General features: G+C 69.5%; 13 protein-coding genes and 1 riboswitch. Of the genes, 4 read left to right on the forward strand and 9 right to left on the reverse strand.

The window, feature by feature from the left end; genetic code table 11:
• Positions 1–44: 44 nt before the first annotated feature.
• The 4 genes from groL to thrC form a co-directional block, all read right to left on the reverse strand.
• Positions 45–1,670 carry a chaperonin GroEL gene (gene groL, locus ACFU99_RS10840; protein WP_030881188.1) on the reverse strand — a complete coding sequence of 542 codons (1,626 nt, stop codon included), beginning with the start codon at positions 1,668–1,670 and terminating at the stop codon, positions 45–47.
• A 342-nt stretch (positions 1,671–2,012) separates the two neighbouring features.
• Positions 2,013–2,216: a cold-shock protein gene (locus ACFU99_RS10845; RefSeq protein WP_005315736.1), complete on the reverse strand. Its 204-nt coding sequence runs from the start codon at positions 2,214–2,216 to the stop codon at positions 2,013–2,015.
• A 465-nt stretch (positions 2,217–2,681) separates the two neighbouring features.
• A complete protein-coding gene (locus ACFU99_RS10850; protein ID WP_384388929.1) occupies positions 2,682–2,960 on the reverse strand; it encodes a MoaD/ThiS family protein in 279 nt (92 codons plus the stop codon).
• Between the two features lie 46 nt (positions 2,961–3,006).
• Complete coding sequence (gene thrC, locus ACFU99_RS10855) at positions 3,007–4,299, reverse strand: threonine synthase (protein ID WP_384388932.1); 1,293 nt, start codon at positions 4,297–4,299, stop codon at positions 3,007–3,009.
• A gap of 17 nt (positions 4,300–4,316) precedes the next feature.
• A riboswitch (SAM riboswitch) is annotated at positions 4,317–4,459 on the reverse strand.
• 203 nt (positions 4,460–4,662) lie between these two features.
• On the opposite strand from thrC, the gene ACFU99_RS10860 reads away from it, so the two are divergent.
• From ACFU99_RS10860 to ACFU99_RS10870, 3 genes are all read left to right on the forward strand, one after another.
• The gene (locus ACFU99_RS10860; RefSeq protein ID WP_384388953.1) at positions 4,663–5,616 is read left to right on the forward strand and encodes a glucosyl-3-phosphoglycerate synthase; all 954 of its coding nucleotides are present in this window, start codon (positions 4,663–4,665) and stop codon (positions 5,614–5,616) included.
• A 144-nt stretch (positions 5,617–5,760) separates the two neighbouring features.
• On the forward strand, positions 5,761–7,221 hold the full coding sequence (locus tag ACFU99_RS10865; RefSeq protein ID WP_384388934.1) for a trehalose-6-phosphate synthase: 1,461 nt from the start codon (positions 5,761–5,763) through the stop codon (positions 7,219–7,221).
• A 194-nt stretch (positions 7,222–7,415) separates the two neighbouring features.
• A complete protein-coding gene (locus ACFU99_RS10870) occupies positions 7,416–8,378 on the forward strand; it encodes a cytochrome c oxidase assembly protein (protein WP_384388955.1) in 963 nt (320 codons plus the stop codon).
• 111 nt (positions 8,379–8,489) lie between these two features.
• Here the strand turns inward: ACFU99_RS10870 and ACFU99_RS10875 are convergent, their stop codons facing one another.
• From ACFU99_RS10875 to ACFU99_RS10895, 5 genes are all read right to left on the reverse strand, one after another.
• Positions 8,490–11,192, reverse strand: coding sequence for a KGGVGR-motif variant AAA ATPase (locus ACFU99_RS10875; protein ID WP_384388936.1), 2,703 nt, complete (start codon positions 11,190–11,192; stop codon positions 8,490–8,492).
• Positions 11,193–11,206: 14 nt separating this feature from the next.
• A complete protein-coding gene (locus ACFU99_RS10880; protein ID WP_384388939.1) occupies positions 11,207–11,617 on the reverse strand; it encodes a hypothetical protein in 411 nt (136 codons plus the stop codon).
• 35 nt (positions 11,618–11,652) lie between these two features.
• Positions 11,653–12,492: a trehalose-phosphatase gene (gene otsB / locus ACFU99_RS10885; RefSeq protein WP_384388942.1), complete on the reverse strand. Its 840-nt coding sequence runs from the start codon at positions 12,490–12,492 to the stop codon at positions 11,653–11,655.
• Between the two features lie 95 nt (positions 12,493–12,587).
• Complete coding sequence (locus tag ACFU99_RS10890; protein ID WP_384388945.1) at positions 12,588–12,866, reverse strand: DUF3263 domain-containing protein; 279 nt, start codon at positions 12,864–12,866, stop codon at positions 12,588–12,590.
• A 37-nt stretch (positions 12,867–12,903) separates the two neighbouring features.
• Positions 12,904–14,217 (reverse strand): extracellular solute-binding protein, encoded by a 1,314-nt coding sequence (locus tag ACFU99_RS10895; RefSeq protein WP_384388948.1) that lies wholly within the window; start codon positions 14,215–14,217, stop codon positions 12,904–12,906.
• Positions 14,218–14,532: 315 nt separating this feature from the next.
• Here ACFU99_RS10895 and ACFU99_RS10900 point away from each other — a divergent pair, with 315 nt between their 5' ends.
• On the forward strand, positions 14,533–15,465 hold the full coding sequence (locus tag ACFU99_RS10900; protein WP_384388950.1) for an SIS domain-containing protein: 933 nt from the start codon (positions 14,533–14,535) through the stop codon (positions 15,463–15,465).
• Positions 15,466–15,767 lie beyond the last annotated feature (302 nt).

Genomic DNA, 15,767 nt, shown 5'->3' on the forward strand with positions numbered 1-15,767 from the left:
CGTCCAGCTTTCGTACGGCTATGGCCGGCTGATCCTCGAGAGGATCAGAAGTCCATGTCACCGCCCGGCATGCCGCCCGGAGCGCCCGCGGCAGCGGCCTTCTCCGGCTTGTCGGCGATGACGGCCTCGGTGGTGAGGAAGAGCGCCGCGATGGAGGCGGCGTTCTGCAGCGCGGAACGCGTGACCTTGGCCGGGTCGATGATGCCCTCGGCGACCAGGTCGATGTACTCGCCGGTCGCGGCGTTGAGGCCGTGACCCGGAGTCAGGTTGCGCACCTTCTCCACGACGACGCCGCCCTCAAGACCGGCGTTGACGGAGATCTGCTTCAGCGGGGCCTCCAGGGCCAGCTTCACAGCGGCGGCACCGGTGGCCTCGTCGCCTTCGAGGTCGAGCTTCTCGAAGACCGACACGGTCTGGAGCAGGGCCACGCCGCCGCCGGCGACGATGCCCTCCTCGACGGCCGCCTTCGCGTTGCGAACGGCGTCCTCGATGCGGTGCTTGCGCTCCTTGAGCTCCACCTCGGTCGCGGCGCCGGCCTTGATGACCGCGACACCGCCGGCGAGCTTCGCCAGGCGCTCCTGGAGCTTCTCGCGGTCGTAGTCGCTGTCCGAGTTCTCGATCTCGGCGCGGATCTGGTTGACGCGGCCCTGAACCTGGTCGCTGTCGCCGGCACCGTCGACGATGGTCGTCTCGTCCTTGGTGATGACGACCTTGCGGGCGCGGCCGAGCAGGTCGAGACCGGCGTTCTCCAGCTTGAGGCCGACCTCCTCGGAGATGACGGTGCCACCGGTGAGGATGGCGATGTCGCCGAGCATGGCCTTGCGGCGGTCACCGAAGCCCGGAGCCTTGACGGCGACGGACTTGAAGGTGCCACGGATCTTGTTGACGACGAGCGTGGACAGCGCCTCGCCCTCGACGTCCTCCGCGATGATCAGCAGCGGCTTGCCCGACTGCATGACCTTCTCCAGCAGCGGAAGGAGGTCCTTCACGTTGCCGATCTTGGAGTTGACGATCAGGATGTACGGGTCGTCGAGCGACGCCTCCATACGCTCCATGTCGGTGGCGAAGTAGGCGGAGATGTAGCCCTTGTCGAAGCGCATGCCTTCGGTGAGCTCAAGCTCCAGGCCGAAGGTCTGCGACTCCTCGACCGTGATGACGCCTTCCTTGCCGACCTTGTCCATGGCCTCGGCGATGAGCTCGCCGATCTGGGTGTCGGCGGCGGAGATGGAGGCGGTCGAAGCGATCTGCTCCTTGGTCTCCACGTCCTTGGCCTGCTCCAGCAGGGCGGCGGAGACGGCCTCGACGGCCTTCTCGATGCCGCGCTTGAGGGCCATCGGGTTGGCGCCGGCGGCTACGTTGCGCAGGCCCTCGCGGACCAGCGCCTGCGCCAGGACGGTCGCGGTCGTCGTGCCGTCACCGGCGACGTCGTCCGTCTTCTTCGCGACCTCCTTGACCAGCTCGGCGCCGATCTTCTCGTACGGGTCCTCAAGCTCGATCTCCTTGGCGATGGAAACACCATCGTTGGTGATCGTGGGGGCGCCCCACTTCTTCTCTAGGACGACGTTGCGACCCTTGGGGCCCAGGGTCACCTTGACGGCGTCGGCGAGCTGGTTCATGCCGCGCTCGAGGCCGCGCCGTGCCTCCTCGTCGAACGCGATGATCTTGGCCATGTGAAGTGGTCCTCCCGGACAGGGGTGGAAAATCCGGACCGCACTGGCGCCCGCGACGGACGACCCGCATCCCTTGTGGTTCCTTGCCCCACCGGGGTGCGGACCTCACCGGCCCGATCCAAGTTCTGTCACTCTCACTGGGAGAGTGCTAAGCCCAATGATTAGCACTCGCCCCCCTTGAGTGCAAGCGCCTTCGCAGAGCCGGGGGCGCGATCGGGGGGCTCCCGGGAAGCGTCCCGGCCCCGGCCAGGCCCCGACCCGGCCCGTGGGCGCACGAAAGGCCCGCACCTCGGAAGGTACGGGCCCCGCGTGTGAGTGAGCCGGTGGTCGATCGCGCCGAGATCAGACGGCGAGCTTGACCATGTCCGCCTGCGGCCCCTTCTGGCCCTGCGAGATCTCGAACTCGACTCGCTGACCCTCCTCGAGGGTGCGGTAGCCGTCCATCTGAATCGCGCTGTAGTGGACGAAAACATCCGCACCACCGTCGACCGCGATGAAGCCGTACCCCTTCTCCGCGTTGAACCATTTGACGGTGCCCTGAGCCATGCCTAACTCCCCTATTACTGGCCCTTGCGCAGGACCGCACTTCGCGGACCCTGGGTCAGACCTCACCCCCTGACAGGTGGGGGTGTGCGCCGGAACGCGTCGACCGCGGCTGAATGTATCTGCACGGATGCCGTCTGCAACAGGTCAATCGGACGAGAATTCCGACGGTGGCCGACGGGCGCTATACGGAGGTTTCCCAGCAATCCGGGGCAAGTCGGGCCGGGCATAGCGCAACCAACCCGACAATTCGCACACTGTCTTTGCCCGTAACTTGACGGGTTCTCATATGCGTTCGGCACTGACGCCGGAGGGGGATCGTCCTCAACTGTATCGCCATTCAACAGACGGAATCGCCCCGTCCGTTTCCGGCCGGGGCGATTCGGGGACGCTATGGAGACGCCATGGAGACGCTACGAGGGTGACGCGGAGGCGATCCGCGACGGGACGCGAGAGGCGGTGGAGGACTCAGCAGCCGCCCGCGACCGCCGGGATGATCGAAATTCCCGCGCCGTCCGGCGTCGGCGCCTGGAGGCCGCCCTCGAAGCGCACGTCGTCGTCGTTGACGTACACGTTCACGAAGCGGCGCAGCTTGCCGGCGTCGTCGAGTACGCGCGCGGCGATGCCGGGGTGGTTCTGCTCCAGGGAGTTGATGACCTCGGCGACGGTCGCGCCCTCCGCCGGCACCTCGGCCTGGCCGCCGGTGTACGTACGGAGAATGGTAGGAATACGGACGTTTACGCTCATGACGGTTCCCTTCTGAGGGGTGGACGGAGTAGTTCCTGGCGACAGGTCAGCCGGCCAGGCCGACGGCGCGGAACGCGTCCAGGCTGGGGCGGATCGTGGCCGTGGGCCCGGTGGTCGGCGCCACCGCGTCCAGCGTCTTGAGGCCGTCGCCGGTGTTCAGGACGACCGTGGTCAGGGCCGGGTCGAGCAGCCCGTTGTCGATCAGCTTCTTGGTGACGCCGACCGTCACGCCGCCCGCGGTCTCCGCGAACACGCCCTCCGTACGGGCCAGCAGCTTGATCGCGTCCACCACCTGCGCGTCGTTGACGTCCTCGACCGCACCCCCGGTACGCCGGGCGATGTCGAGCACGTACGGGCCGTCCGCCGGGTTGCCGATGGCGAGCGACTTGGCGATGGTGTCCGGCTTCTGCGGCCGTACGACGTCGTGACCCGCCTTGAAGGCCGTCGAGACCGGCGAGCACCCCTCGGCCTGCGCGCCGAAGATCTTGTACGGACGGTCCTCCACCAGCCCGAGCCGGATCAGCTCCTTGAGCCCCTTGTCGATCTTCGTGAGCTGGGAGCCGGACGCGATCGGGATGACGATCTGGTCCGGGAGCCGCCAGCCGAGCTGCTCGCAGATCTCGTACGCGAGCGTCTTGGATCCCTCGCCGTAGTACGGGCGCAGGTTGACGTTGACGAAGCCCCAGCCCTCGCCCGCCGGGTCGCCGATGAGCTCGGAGCAGAACCGGTTGACGTCGTCGTAGTTGCCCTCGATGCCGACGAGCTCGCCGCCGTAGACCGCGGCCATGACGACCTTGCCCTGCTCCAGGTCGTGCGGGATGAACACGCAGGACTTGAAGCCGGAACGGGCCGCCGCCGCGCCGACCGCGCCCGCGAGGTTGCCGGTCGAGGAGCAGGACAGCGTGGTGAAGCCGAAGGCGCGGGCGGCCTCGACGGCGATGGCGACGACGCGGTCCTTGAAGGAGTGCGTCGGGTTGCCGGAGTCGTCCTTGACGTACAGGCCGCCGGTGACGCCCAGCTCGCGGGCGAGGCGGTCGGCCTTGACGAGCTTGGTGAAGCCGGGGTTCAGGTTCGGCTTGTCCGCCACGTCGGCCGGGACCGGCAGCAGCGGCGCGTACCGCCAGATGTTGTCGGGGCCGGCCTCGATCCGGCGGCGCAGGGCCTCCGGGTCGCCCGTCGGCAGCTCGTACGCGACCTCAAGAGGCCCGAAACAGGCCTCGCACGCGAAGACCGGGCCGAGGGCGGAGCGCTCACCGCACTCGCGGCAGGACAGTGCCACGGCCGGACCGAGGTCGACGGGGGTGGCGGGAGCGGTGGTTTCTGCGGCTTGCACAGCCATGGAGGCGAGGCCCTTTCTCCTCATCTTCCCCGCGGCGCATCTCGCCGCGAGACGGAATTGGCACCTACCCCGCCGGGAGCCTCGCGAGTATGTCGACGAGACCGGCGGGAGGGTTGCCGGGGCTTCAACGGGCCGTTCCCTCTGCCCCTCTGGATGAGCGGTATGGCGCTGGGCGGGGCCCAGGCGTTTATCACGCGCGACCCCGACATGCGCCGGGCATCCGCGTTGTTCAAGACTGTAACCGAAGCCTCGGACGGTTGAGATAGTCGTCCGAACCGCGAGATGGATCACACCCGGCTCACATCCGGATCGCATCCGGCTCTCCCGCGGATCGTCTACGGAACGCAGAAGGAGACTTTCGACGTGCTGGAAGAGGTCGAGCACTGGCTGAAGCAGCGCTCCTGGTCCGCCGCCGAGCGCCCGCTCGACCAGCTGCTCGCCGCGAAGCGCGCCGCCGGTGCGCTCGGCACGGTGAGCGTGGTGCTGCCCGCCCTCGACGAGGAGGCGACGGTCGGCGCGATCGTCGCCACGATCCGCCGGGAGCTGATGGACGGGCCCGTGCCGCTGGTGGACGAGCTGGTGGTGCTGGACTCCGGTTCCACGGACCGGACGGCCGAGGTCGCGGCGGCGGCCGGGGCGCGCGTCGTGCACCGGGACGCGGTGCTGCCGCGGCTGCCCGCGCTGCCGGGCAAGGGCGAGGTGCTGTGGCGGTCGCTCCTGGCGACCAGCGGCGAGATCGTCTGCTTCGTCGACGCCGACCTGCGGGAGTTCTCCGCCGATTTCGTCTCGGGCATCGTCGGCCCGCTGCTGACCGACCCGGACGTGCACTTCGTCAAGGCGATGTACGACCGTCCGCTCGGCGACGCCGCGGGGCAGGGCGGCCGGGTCACGGAGCTCGTGGCCCGCCCGCTCCTCAACCTGCACTGGCCCCGGCTGGCGGGCTTCGTGCAGCCGCTCGGCGGCGAGTACGCGGCCCGGCGCTCCCTCCTGGAGCGGCTGCCGTTCCCCGTCGGCTACGGGGTGGAGCTCGGCCTCCTCGTCGACGCGCTGCACACCGTGGGGCTGGACGCCCTCGCCCAGGTCGACGTGGGGGTGCGCCTGCATCGGCACCAGGACGGGCAGGCACTCGGCCGGATGGCGGCCGCCATCTACCGCACCGCCCAATTGCGCTTGGCGCGCGGGCATTTGGTGCGTCCGGTGCTGACGCAGTTCGACCGGGGGGAGGGCGGGTTCGTGGCACGGACGCATGCGGTGGACACGGAGGAGCGCCCGCCGATGGCGGAGATACCGGAGTATGTGGAGCGGAGGGCGGCATAGCTCCCTGCCGGGGCTCCGCCCCGGACCCCGGTCCTCAAACTCCCCCAGCTACCGCTGGGAGGTGCCCCCTGACGGGCTGAGTTGGTGCTGGTCCGGATGGCTCGCGCGCGTTTGAGTGATGGCGGCAATGGCTAGGCTCGCCGCATGGCCTCCCAGCACGGTGCCCAGGTCCTGGTCGCGTCCAACCGCGGCCCGGTCGCGTACACGCGGGGCGACGACGGGTCGCTCACCGCCAAGCGCGGCGGCGGCGGCCTGGTCTCCGGGCTGTCGGCGATCGGACCGGAGGCGGACGCCGTCTGGGTGTGCGCGGCGCTCGGGGACGGCGACCGGGAGGCCGTACGACGCTCCGAGGGCGGCAGTGGCCATCTGCCGACGGACGACACCGGTGGACAGCGCGTCCGGATGCTGGACATCGCGCCGGACGTCTTCGCCGCCGCGTACAACGGCATCGCGAATTCCGTGCTGTGGTTCGTCCACCACCTGCTGTACGAGACGCCGCTGGAGCCCGTATTCGACGCGGGGTTCCGGGAGCGGTGGGGCGCGTACGAGGCGTACAACGCGGCCTTCGCGGACGCGCTGGCCGCCGAGGCTGCGCGGGGCGCGGCGGTGCTGGTGCAGGACTACCACCTCACGCTGGTCCCCGGCATGCTCCGGGAGCGCCGCCCCGACCTGCGGATCGGTCATTTCTCGCACACGCCGTGGGCCCCGCCGGACTACTACCGGCTGCTGCCCGACGACGTGGCGGCGCAGGTGCTGCGCGGGGTGCTGGGCGCGGACCGGGCGGCGTTCCTGACCCGGCGCTGGGCGGACGCGTTCATCGCCTGCTGCCGCGACGTGCTCGGCGCGAGCGCCGCCGGCGACGGCGGGTCCGTCACCTTCGAGGGCCGTACGACGCGCATCGGCGTGCACGGGCTCGGGGCCGACGCCGACTTCCTGCGCGAGCGTTCGCACCGGCCCGACGTCGAGGAGCGGATGGCTGCGCTGCGCGAGCAGATCGGCGGCTCGGGCGGCCGCAAGACCGTCGTCCGCGTGGACCGCACCGAGCTGTCCAAGAACATCGTGCGCGGTCTGCTCGCCTACCGGCTGCTGCTGGAGACGCGCCCCGAGTGGCACGGCGAGGTCGTGCATATCGCCTTCGCCTACCCCTCGCGGCAGGATCTGGCCGTGTACCGCGACTACACGGCGCGGGTCGAGTCCGTCGCCGAGGAGATCAACGCGACCTTCGGGCGCGAGGGCTGGCAGCCGGTCGCGCTGCACGTCAAGGACGACTTCGCGCGTTCCCTGGCCGCGTACCGGCTGGCGGACGTCGCCCTCGTCAACCCCATCCGGGACGGCATGAACCTCGTCGCGAAGGAGGTCCCGGTGGTCTCCGACGAGGGGTGCGCGCTGGTGCTGTCGCGGGAGGCCGGGGCGTACGAGGAGCTGGGCCAGGACGCGATCACCGTCAATCCGTACGACGTCGAGGCCACGGCCCGTGCGCTGCACGAGGGGCTGGTGATGCCCCGCGACGAGCGGGCCGAGCGCTCGAAGCGGCTGGCGGCGGCGGCCACTGCGCTGCCGCCGGCGCAGTGGTTCACGGACCAGCTGAGGGCGCTGGACGGCTAGATTCCGGCTGAAGCGGGGGCCATTCCCGCTGAAGCGGGGGCCGGGCGCAGGATCGTATACAGCCGGGTCTACCGTGGTGCGGCGTGACAGCGACAGCGATTTTCGGGGCTTCTGTGCCCTTGGGGTCCTTTGGGGCCTTGGAGCCTTATGGGGTCACCACCGCATCGGGGCTGCCCGAGCCGACCGTCGGGCGCATGTTCGCGAGCTGGCAGCTCGATCCGTACGCGCTCGTGCTGGTTCTCGTCCTCGGCGGGCTCTACGCGTGGGGCGTGGCGCGGGTGGTGCGGCGCGGCGAGCGGTGGTCGGTGGGGCGCAGCGCGGCGTTCTGCCTGATCGGGCTCGGCGCGATCGTGGTGGCGACCATGTCCGGGCTGGCCGTCTACAACCATGTGCTGTTCTGGCCGGCCGCCGTGCAGAACATCGTGCTCGACCTGATCGGCCCGCTCGGCATCGCGCTGGGCGACCCGCTGTCGCTGGCGGCGCGGGCGCTGCCGCGGGAGGGCCGCGCGGCGCGCCGGCTCCAGGGCGCGATCAGCGGCCGCGTACTGCGGGTGCTGACGTTCCCGATGGTCAGCACGCTGCTGGTGTTCGCCTCCGAGATGCTGATCTACTTCACGCCGTACTTCGAGACGGCGCTGCGCAACGACGCGCTGCACGAGCTGATGTATCTGCAACTGCTGGTGGTCGGCACGCTGTTCGTGCTGCCGATGCTCACCCGCCAGGACCTGCTGCCGTCCTGGTGCGGCCATCCCGTCCGGGCGGCGTTCATCTTCGTGGACGGGATCGTGGACGCGCTGCCCGGCCTCGTCGTGATGACCAGCGGCACGCTGGTCGCGGGCGGCTGGTACGCGGCCCAGGACCGGCCGTGGGGGCCGAGCCTGGAGCGGGACCAGTTCATCGGCGGCGGGGCCATGATGACGATCGCGGAGCTGGTCGGGCTGCCGTTCATCATCGCGGTGTTCGTGGAGTGGGTGCGGTCCGAGCGGCTCAAGACCGCGGAACTGGACGCGCGCCTGGACCGCGAACTGGAACACCGCCCGGCCCCGGCCCCCGCCTCCCCCGTCCCCGCGAGCGTCCCCGAGCCGCAGCTGACCCGCCCGTGGTGGGAGACGGACCAGGGCATCGTCGGCGAGCGCTACCGGAGCGGGGGCGGTTGAGGCCGGGCCAATTCCGAGGTTTGAGGGAGTCGGGCCGCGAAACGAGCTTCTCTCCCTCGCGCTCACATGCTGAGCCCTGGGCTCGACAACCACGCTGAACCCGGGCTCTCGTCACCAAAGCACACGTGCCCGACGCTCCGTACCAAACCCAAGCCCGTGCCGATAGATCTCTGCAACCCAATATCTTCCGTCTTCACCACGGGCGAAAACACCGGACTCCACTAGAAAATCAGCGTTCTCCGCAGATAGTCCGACCGAGTCCAACTCGAAAGGAACAGTCACCGGGCCTTCCACCCGCTGCAACTGAACGAGCAGGTCACCGACCTCCTGATTCTCCTGGTGAATCGCGTTGATTTTCATTCGGCTGCACTCCGACAGCGCCCTGCGCATTGCAGCAGGAACGAGGACCCTGTCTTCGTAGGTGCTGTAGGAAACGGAGAGCTCGGCCGCTTCCGCGAGAAATGCCACGACGTCTCTGGCCTGAATCTGCTCATTATAATCTGCAAGGGCGGCAGGGACCCACAGGTGGGACCGCGCCTCCCTGGACTTCTGCGTTCCCATCTTCCAGCCCCACAGGCCGATGAGCAGTTGGACCAGCTCGTCGTAAGAGAGATTCGCGACTTCCGTCGCCGGTTTGTCGATGGTCTCCGAACGAACAGCGACCCAAAGAGCCAGCCGAAGGGCTTCCTCGTAATTCCAGTGCAGCGCATAGGCATCATAGCGACCGAGCAGTTGTGCGCTGTTTTGACGAACAGCCCATGTCACCAAGTCCTGGCGCACGAAGATGACAAGCCCGAACGGCTGCCCCCGCAGAGCTCGCAGCCAATTCAGGACATCGATGAGCAACACCCGCAGGGCGGTCCGCTTGGTTTCGGAATCCAGGGACTGCAGGAGATCTTCCAGGCCGTCCACCACGAAGATTGCACGGGCCCGCTTTCCCAGGCCCGCCAGTGCCGATTCCGCGTCTTTGGCACCGCTCGGGAACACTCCGGCCGCAGCGGCCAGGCACTCCAGCCACAGAGTTCTCCAGCCAATCGTGTCCTGCGCCTCAAGCTCATTGAATCCGCGCAGCAAGCGATCCCTGATAGCGAGCCCTGTGGCAGCCTCTCCCCCCTCGGTGAGGTGGGTCGCCGCGAAATCGTCCCTGAGGTTCTGTGTCGTCAGGCCCTCCTGTTGGAGGGTGTCCGATTCCAGCACCGGCACAATGGGCGCTTCGATCGATACGCCATCGATTTGCGATTCCTGAGCGAACCCACGCCAGGTACGAGCCGCGCACGCCTTGGCGTAGGTGAATGTCTTGCCGGCCCCTTTCGCCCCGACCACCAAGGACAGGGGCACTCCGGTGCGGTGGTCGCCGAGCAGCCGACGCAGCGGGTCAGTCACCAGAAACCCGGTCGCGGACGACAGCCCTTCCTGCTCAGCGAAGGTGAGCCGCTTCGCGGTCGCGGCCAGCATGCGACGCCGCTCGCCTTGGTCCACCGGTGCCGGTTCCTCACCGGACTCGGTATGCGAAACGGCGGGGCTCACCGGCTCCAGCGCCTCGGGCAGCCCGCAGCGGGCCAGCACAGCGACCACCGCGTCCCACTCCGATGGCAGAGCAAGGAGCTCCTCCCGAAACGGGCTGAGCGTCGGCGTCGTCAGAACATCCGTACCGATGGGGTCTACGTCTTCTCCAGCCGCTGCGGCCAGCGAGCCGCTCAACGCGTTCGCGAGCAGATGTCGCGCCTCGTGCATCTGCTCGCCGTGCACATCCTTCCGGTACTGAGTGATGATCACACAACTCGCCGGATCGACGCCTCTCCGAGTAGGCGCGCCACGACCCAGCTGTTCGATCAGCCTGATGGTGCCGAAGAGCGACTGATGACTCAGCGTCGTCACGAAGACCCGCTGCACACGTGGATCGAGCAGGACCGGAGCAGACAGCTCCGAGGCCCCGGCGCGCAGATCGATGATGACGGCGTCAGCCCCTATGCGCGCGGCGAGCGCGGCCATGGCCTCGGTGACGAAGTTCGGTGACCGGTCGGGCGTCAGAAGGTCCGCGGGCTCAATTCTCGGCGGCCCCAGAGTGGTGCGGCGACTGGCCGGGAGGACTATCACGGCGCCAGTGCCCGGGTAACGCCCGGCTTCCTGATTCGGCAGATAGCTGGCGGCGATATCGACGGCGGGCGCGACATCGCCGTCGTCCGAGCCGTGCAGCAGCACGAGCAGGTCCTCATAGGAAAAGTCGAGTTGCCCGCCCTGAGCCTGGTGCATCCAAGTGATGCCCGGCGCCTCCAGGTCCGCGTCGATGAGCAGAACTCGCGCCCCCTGCCCCGCCAGCCGGTCCGCCATCGCGACTGCGTGGACCGTTCGCCCCACGCCTCCTTTGAAGGAGTGAAACGCGAGTACCTGGACGTCGTCGGCGAAGTGGTCACGCCGCGGGCGCGGTAGCGGGCGAGCCAGCTCCGCAGTGATGTGCTTTTCCCTCAGCCGCGGGAGTCGTCGGGGCCGGACAGGATCCACGTCGGGACAGAGCGTAACGGGCAATCCAGTGAATCCCGACTGGCGAGGATCGTCCAGTCCGAGGATCAGTTCCCCTTCGTTCGACTCGACCGAGCCGATTCCGAACGCTTGGTCCAGCCATTGCCGCACCTCCTCCGGCGTTGTACCAGGGACTACGGAAAGCTCCACCCCATCCCACCATGCGTCGGCTGAAAGCAGCCATTGCGGCCAGCCACCAGCCGAAGCCAATCGGGCGAGATGTTCGTCGACATCCACCCATGTGAACAGACGTCCCGGAGTGTCCAGCTCTTCGGCACCTTGCAGTCCTCCCACGAACCCTGCGCTCCCTAGTCCTGCTCGCACCACGAGATCAATTCGCACAACGCCGCGTGGACAGCCTTCTCATCCTCGATATCCAGCTTCGCACCATAACGCCATGCCTGGTGCAAATCAGCCATTGCGATAGTTCCGAGCGCCTGCTGAAGCCGACAGCTCTGGAGCTTGTCCAGCCGATCAGCCATATCGCGGGGCATCTTGAGATCCTTGGCCATCCTGCGCAAGTCGTGCTGGTAGTCCAGAGCGGCGGAGTCCCTGTGCCCCCCGCGCGTGAGCAGCCGTTCCTTCATTCCGCACTCGGCCGCATAGAAGAGCAAGAGGCAAGCCGTGGGCGTATCCCCTACGGCATCCAGCCTGTCTCCGCCCTGCCGCAACCGCGCTCTACTCGCTTTGAGTGCCTTCGCCCCCACCTGTAACGCCATGGCGCAATCCTGCCATCCCCAGGTAGCGAATGACCTCAACTCACCTCATCCGCAAGACGCGTAAGCAAATCCACGACGCCGCCCGGCCCGTCCGCCACCAGGTCGGCGCGGTCGGTGAGCTCGGTGACCTCGGCGCTACCGCTGCACACCAGGACGCCGCGCAGCCCCTCGGCCCGGAGCTTCTCGACGGCGGCGAAGGCGGCGAGGTCGCCGAGGTCGTCGCCCGCGTACAGGACCGTGCTCGCGCCGGACTCCCGTACGTACTCGGCGAGGGCCACTCCCTTGTCCATGCCCGGCGGGCGCAGCTCCAGGACGAGGCGGCCGGGCTCCACGATCAGGCCGTGGCGTTCGGCGAGATCGTGCAGCGGGCCGCGCAGCAGCTCGAAGGCGGCCTGCGGGTCGGCGGCACGGCGGGTGTGGACGGCGACGGCGCGGCCCTTGCGCTCGATCCAGGTGCCCTGCCAGGCGCCGGAGGCGTCGAGGACGCCGGGCAGTTCGGCCTCCACCGCGGCGACACCGGGGTGCGGCGCGGGGGCCTGTACGGTCCCGGTGGCGGCGTCCCAGCGCTCCGCGCCGTAGTGGCCGAGCACCGTGAGCCGCTCCAGCCCCGGTACGCCCGTGAACCCGCCGTAGCGCACGGCCACCCCCGCCGGGCGGCCGGTGATCACGGCCGCGGACAGCAGCCTGGGAGCGAGCCGCGCGAGCGCGGGCACGGCCCCGGGGTGCGCGCGGGCCTGCTCCGGGTCGGGGACGATATCGGCGAGCGTCCCGTCGAAGTCGAGTGCGACGACGGCCCGTTCAGGCGCGTCGAGAAGCGCGGCCAAGCCGTCACGCCCGGCGGACGTCGCAGGAACGGGAAGAGGGTTGCTGCCCATGCGGCGACCCTACAGCGCCCCGGAAAGGGGCGCGGGGAACCGCGCGAGCGGCCGCGACGAACCCGCGGACGGCGCACGGCCTCGCATCGGAACGCCTAGCGGCGAGAGCGCTTGGACTCGCGGACGCGGCGCAGGCGGTTCACCGTCACCGGGTCGTGCTCCAGCGCCCGCGCGTCGTCGAGCAGGGCGTTCAGCAGCTGGTAGTAGCGGGTCGGCGTGATGCCGAGCCGCTCCCGGATCGCGCGCTCCTTGGCGCCGGGCCCGGCCCAGGAGCGCCGCTCCACGGCGAGCACGGCCAGATCGCGCTCCGAAAGTTCCGAGGGCTCCGAAAGCTCAGAGGGCTCCGGAAGGGGCTCCTCCGGAGCCCCGGACATCGCTTCGGGCTCCTCGCGCGGGCTCACCTCGCCCACCCTAGCCGTCCGCGTTGTCCGTGGCCTCGGCCTCGCGCTGAAGCTCCTGGAGCACCGACGCCGGGTCGCCGCCCTTCTTCACCGTCGAGCCGATCTTCTCCTTGAGCAGCGTCGTGACCCGCGCCCACGACGTCTTGTCCGCCGGGTAGAACTGCGCCTGCTGCAACTGGTCGAGGAACGGCCACAGCTTTTTCTCCGCCTCGTCGTGGCGCATCGCCTCGGACGCGGACGTGGTCACCGGCAGCATGGCGTACCGGCTGGTGAAGTCGAGGACGTTGTCCTTGTGGTAGACGAAGTCGAGGAAGCGGCCGATCTGCTCGCGGCGGCCGTGCGTCTTGAAGCCCATCATCCAGTCGGCGACGCCCATCGTCGACTCGGCCTTGCCCTCGATACCGGGCAGCGGCGCCATCCCGTACTTGATATCCCGCGCGGCGGCCTGCTTCATCAGCGTGGGGTGGCCGTTGAGCATGCCGACGTCGCCGTGGGTGAACGCGTCGAAGACCTGCTGCCGGTTGGTGCGGCTGGGGTCGCCGGGCCCGGTCAGCCCCTTGCCGACCAGCTCGTCGCGCAGCCACTCGAACGCCTTGACGTTCTCGGGCGAGTCGATGGTGTACGCGCCGGTGCGGTCGGTGTAGTTACCGCCCCCACCGAGCATCCACATCATCGTCTCGGCCTGCGGCTCCTCGCGGCCGAACGGCAGCCCGAAGGGGATCTTCACGCCCGCGGCCTTGAGCTTGACCGCGGCGGCCTGGAGGTCGTCCCAGCTCTCCGGGGCCTTGGTGACACCGGCCTTCGAGAAGAGGTCCTCGTTGTAGAAGAGCAGCCGGGTGCTGGCGACGAACGGCAGTCCGTACTGGACGCGGTGCAGGTCGCCCGCCGCGGAGATCGACGATATGAAGTCGGACTGGGTGGGGATGGACAGCAGCTGGTCGGCGCTGTAGAGCTTGCCGGCCGCGGCGAAGTCGGCGTACGCGCCGATCTGCGCGAGGTCGGGAGCCTGGCCGTCCTTCACCATCTTGGCGAGCTTCCTGTCGATATCGATCCAGGGCAGCACCGTTATATCGATCTTGATGTCCGGATACTTCGACGTGAAGGCCCGAGCCACCTTGAGCCAGTACTTCTTCGAGTTGTTCTCGGGTTTGTCGCCATAGTCGGCCGCGACCAGCTTCAGCGTCACGTCACCCGACCCGGAGGTTTCGCCGCCGCACGCGGCCAGCGTGGACGCCATCGCCGTCGTCGCGGCCCCGGCCGCCGTCAGACTCAAGAACCGCCGCCGCTGCACAGCTGCTTCCCCACCTTGCGGATTGATCGCCATTGGTTGATCGGTACTGATGAACCAGTACTGCCCGTACTGACGGGCCGTTACCGATCTCTCATGTCCCCGAGGAGCCTGCGCAACCCGGCGGTCCTCGCCGCGGATACACCGGGCTCTCCGGGCCGGTCACGGCTGCGAGTCTGCCCCGCGCGTCAGTCTAAGGTCTACTCCGCACCCGGTCTCGCTTCGGTCTCGCCCTTCCCTCGCGCAGCTCAGGGCTGCTATCCACGGAACCGGAACCGGCTCGGTGCACCCACGCACCGCCGTCCCCATCCCCATCCCGTCCTCCCCTCACCTTCCGAGGAGCAGCAGCGCATGGAGTCGTCCTCCCGTACCGCAGCCGAGACAGCCACCCAGCCCAGTTGCTGGCGGCGCGCAGCCGAGGCCGCGGCCGCGGCGACCGGACTGCCGCGGCCCGGCGAGCGGGTGGCGGTGACCGGCTGCGGCACGTCGTGGTTCATGGCCCAGTCGTACGCGGCCCTGCGCGAGGCCGCCGGGCAGGGCGAGACGGACGCGTTCGCCGCGTCGGAGTTCCCCGCCTCGCGCCCGTACGACCGGATCGTGGCGATCACCCGGTCCGGGACGACGACCGAGGTGCTGGAGCTGCTGCGGGTCGTACGGGGCCGCGGCGCGGCCACGCTGGCGCTGACCGCCGACGCGAAGACGCCCGTCATGGACGCGGCGGACGCGGTGGCGGTGCTCGGCTTCGCCGACGAGGAGTCCGTGGTGCAGACGCGCTTCGCGACGACGGCCCTGGCCTTCCTGCGGGCCGGTCTGGAGGCGCACGGCGCGCTGCCCGCCGGGGTGAAGACGGTGGCGGAGGCGGCCGTCGACGCCGAGCTGGCGGTCGTACAGCCGCTGCCGGAGGCCGCCCTCGCCGCCGAGCAGTGGACGTTCCTGGGGCGCGGCTGGACGTACGGCCTGGCGCAGGAGGCGGGGCTGAAGATGCGCGAGGCGGCGGGCGCGTGGACGGAGGCGTATCCGGCGATGGAGTACCGGCACGGCCCGATAGCGATCACCGGGCCGGGGCGCGTCGCGTGGGTCTTCGGCGAGCTGCCGCAGGGGCTGGCCGGCGACGTCGACCGGGTCGGGGGCGCGCTGCTCGCGGACTCCTGCGCGGCGGGCTCGCTGGACCCGATGGCGGACCTGATCCGCGCGCAGCGGCTGGCCGTGGCCGTCGCGGAGTCGAAGGGTTACGACCCGGACCGGCCGCGCAACTTGACGCGGAGCGTGATCCTGCCGGAGTGATCGGAGCAGCCGGGATGATCGGAGTAGCCGACGTGCGGCGCGTACGGGCGGGGCCGGGTCCGCGGCCCCCGCGTGCGGCGCGCCCCGCCTGCTCCCCCGCTCCCCCGCTCCGAGCTGCGAAAAGTCCGTTACGGGCGGCCCCGGGCGTGAGATCCGCCACGCCGGAGGGACGGGCGCGGGACGCCTCGGGGGCGCGCTCGGCGTGCGATCGGCCGTCCGGAACGGTCCGTTCGGCCCCGGCGCGCGCCGCCGCGCCCCCTAAGTGGACTAGACCTGTCACGGTATAACGCGCGAGACTGTCC

Origin of the sequence: Streptomyces sp. NPDC057654 (assembly GCF_042800135.1) — a bacterium.
GTDB lineage: Bacteria > Actinomycetota > Actinomycetes > Streptomycetales > Streptomycetaceae > Streptomyces.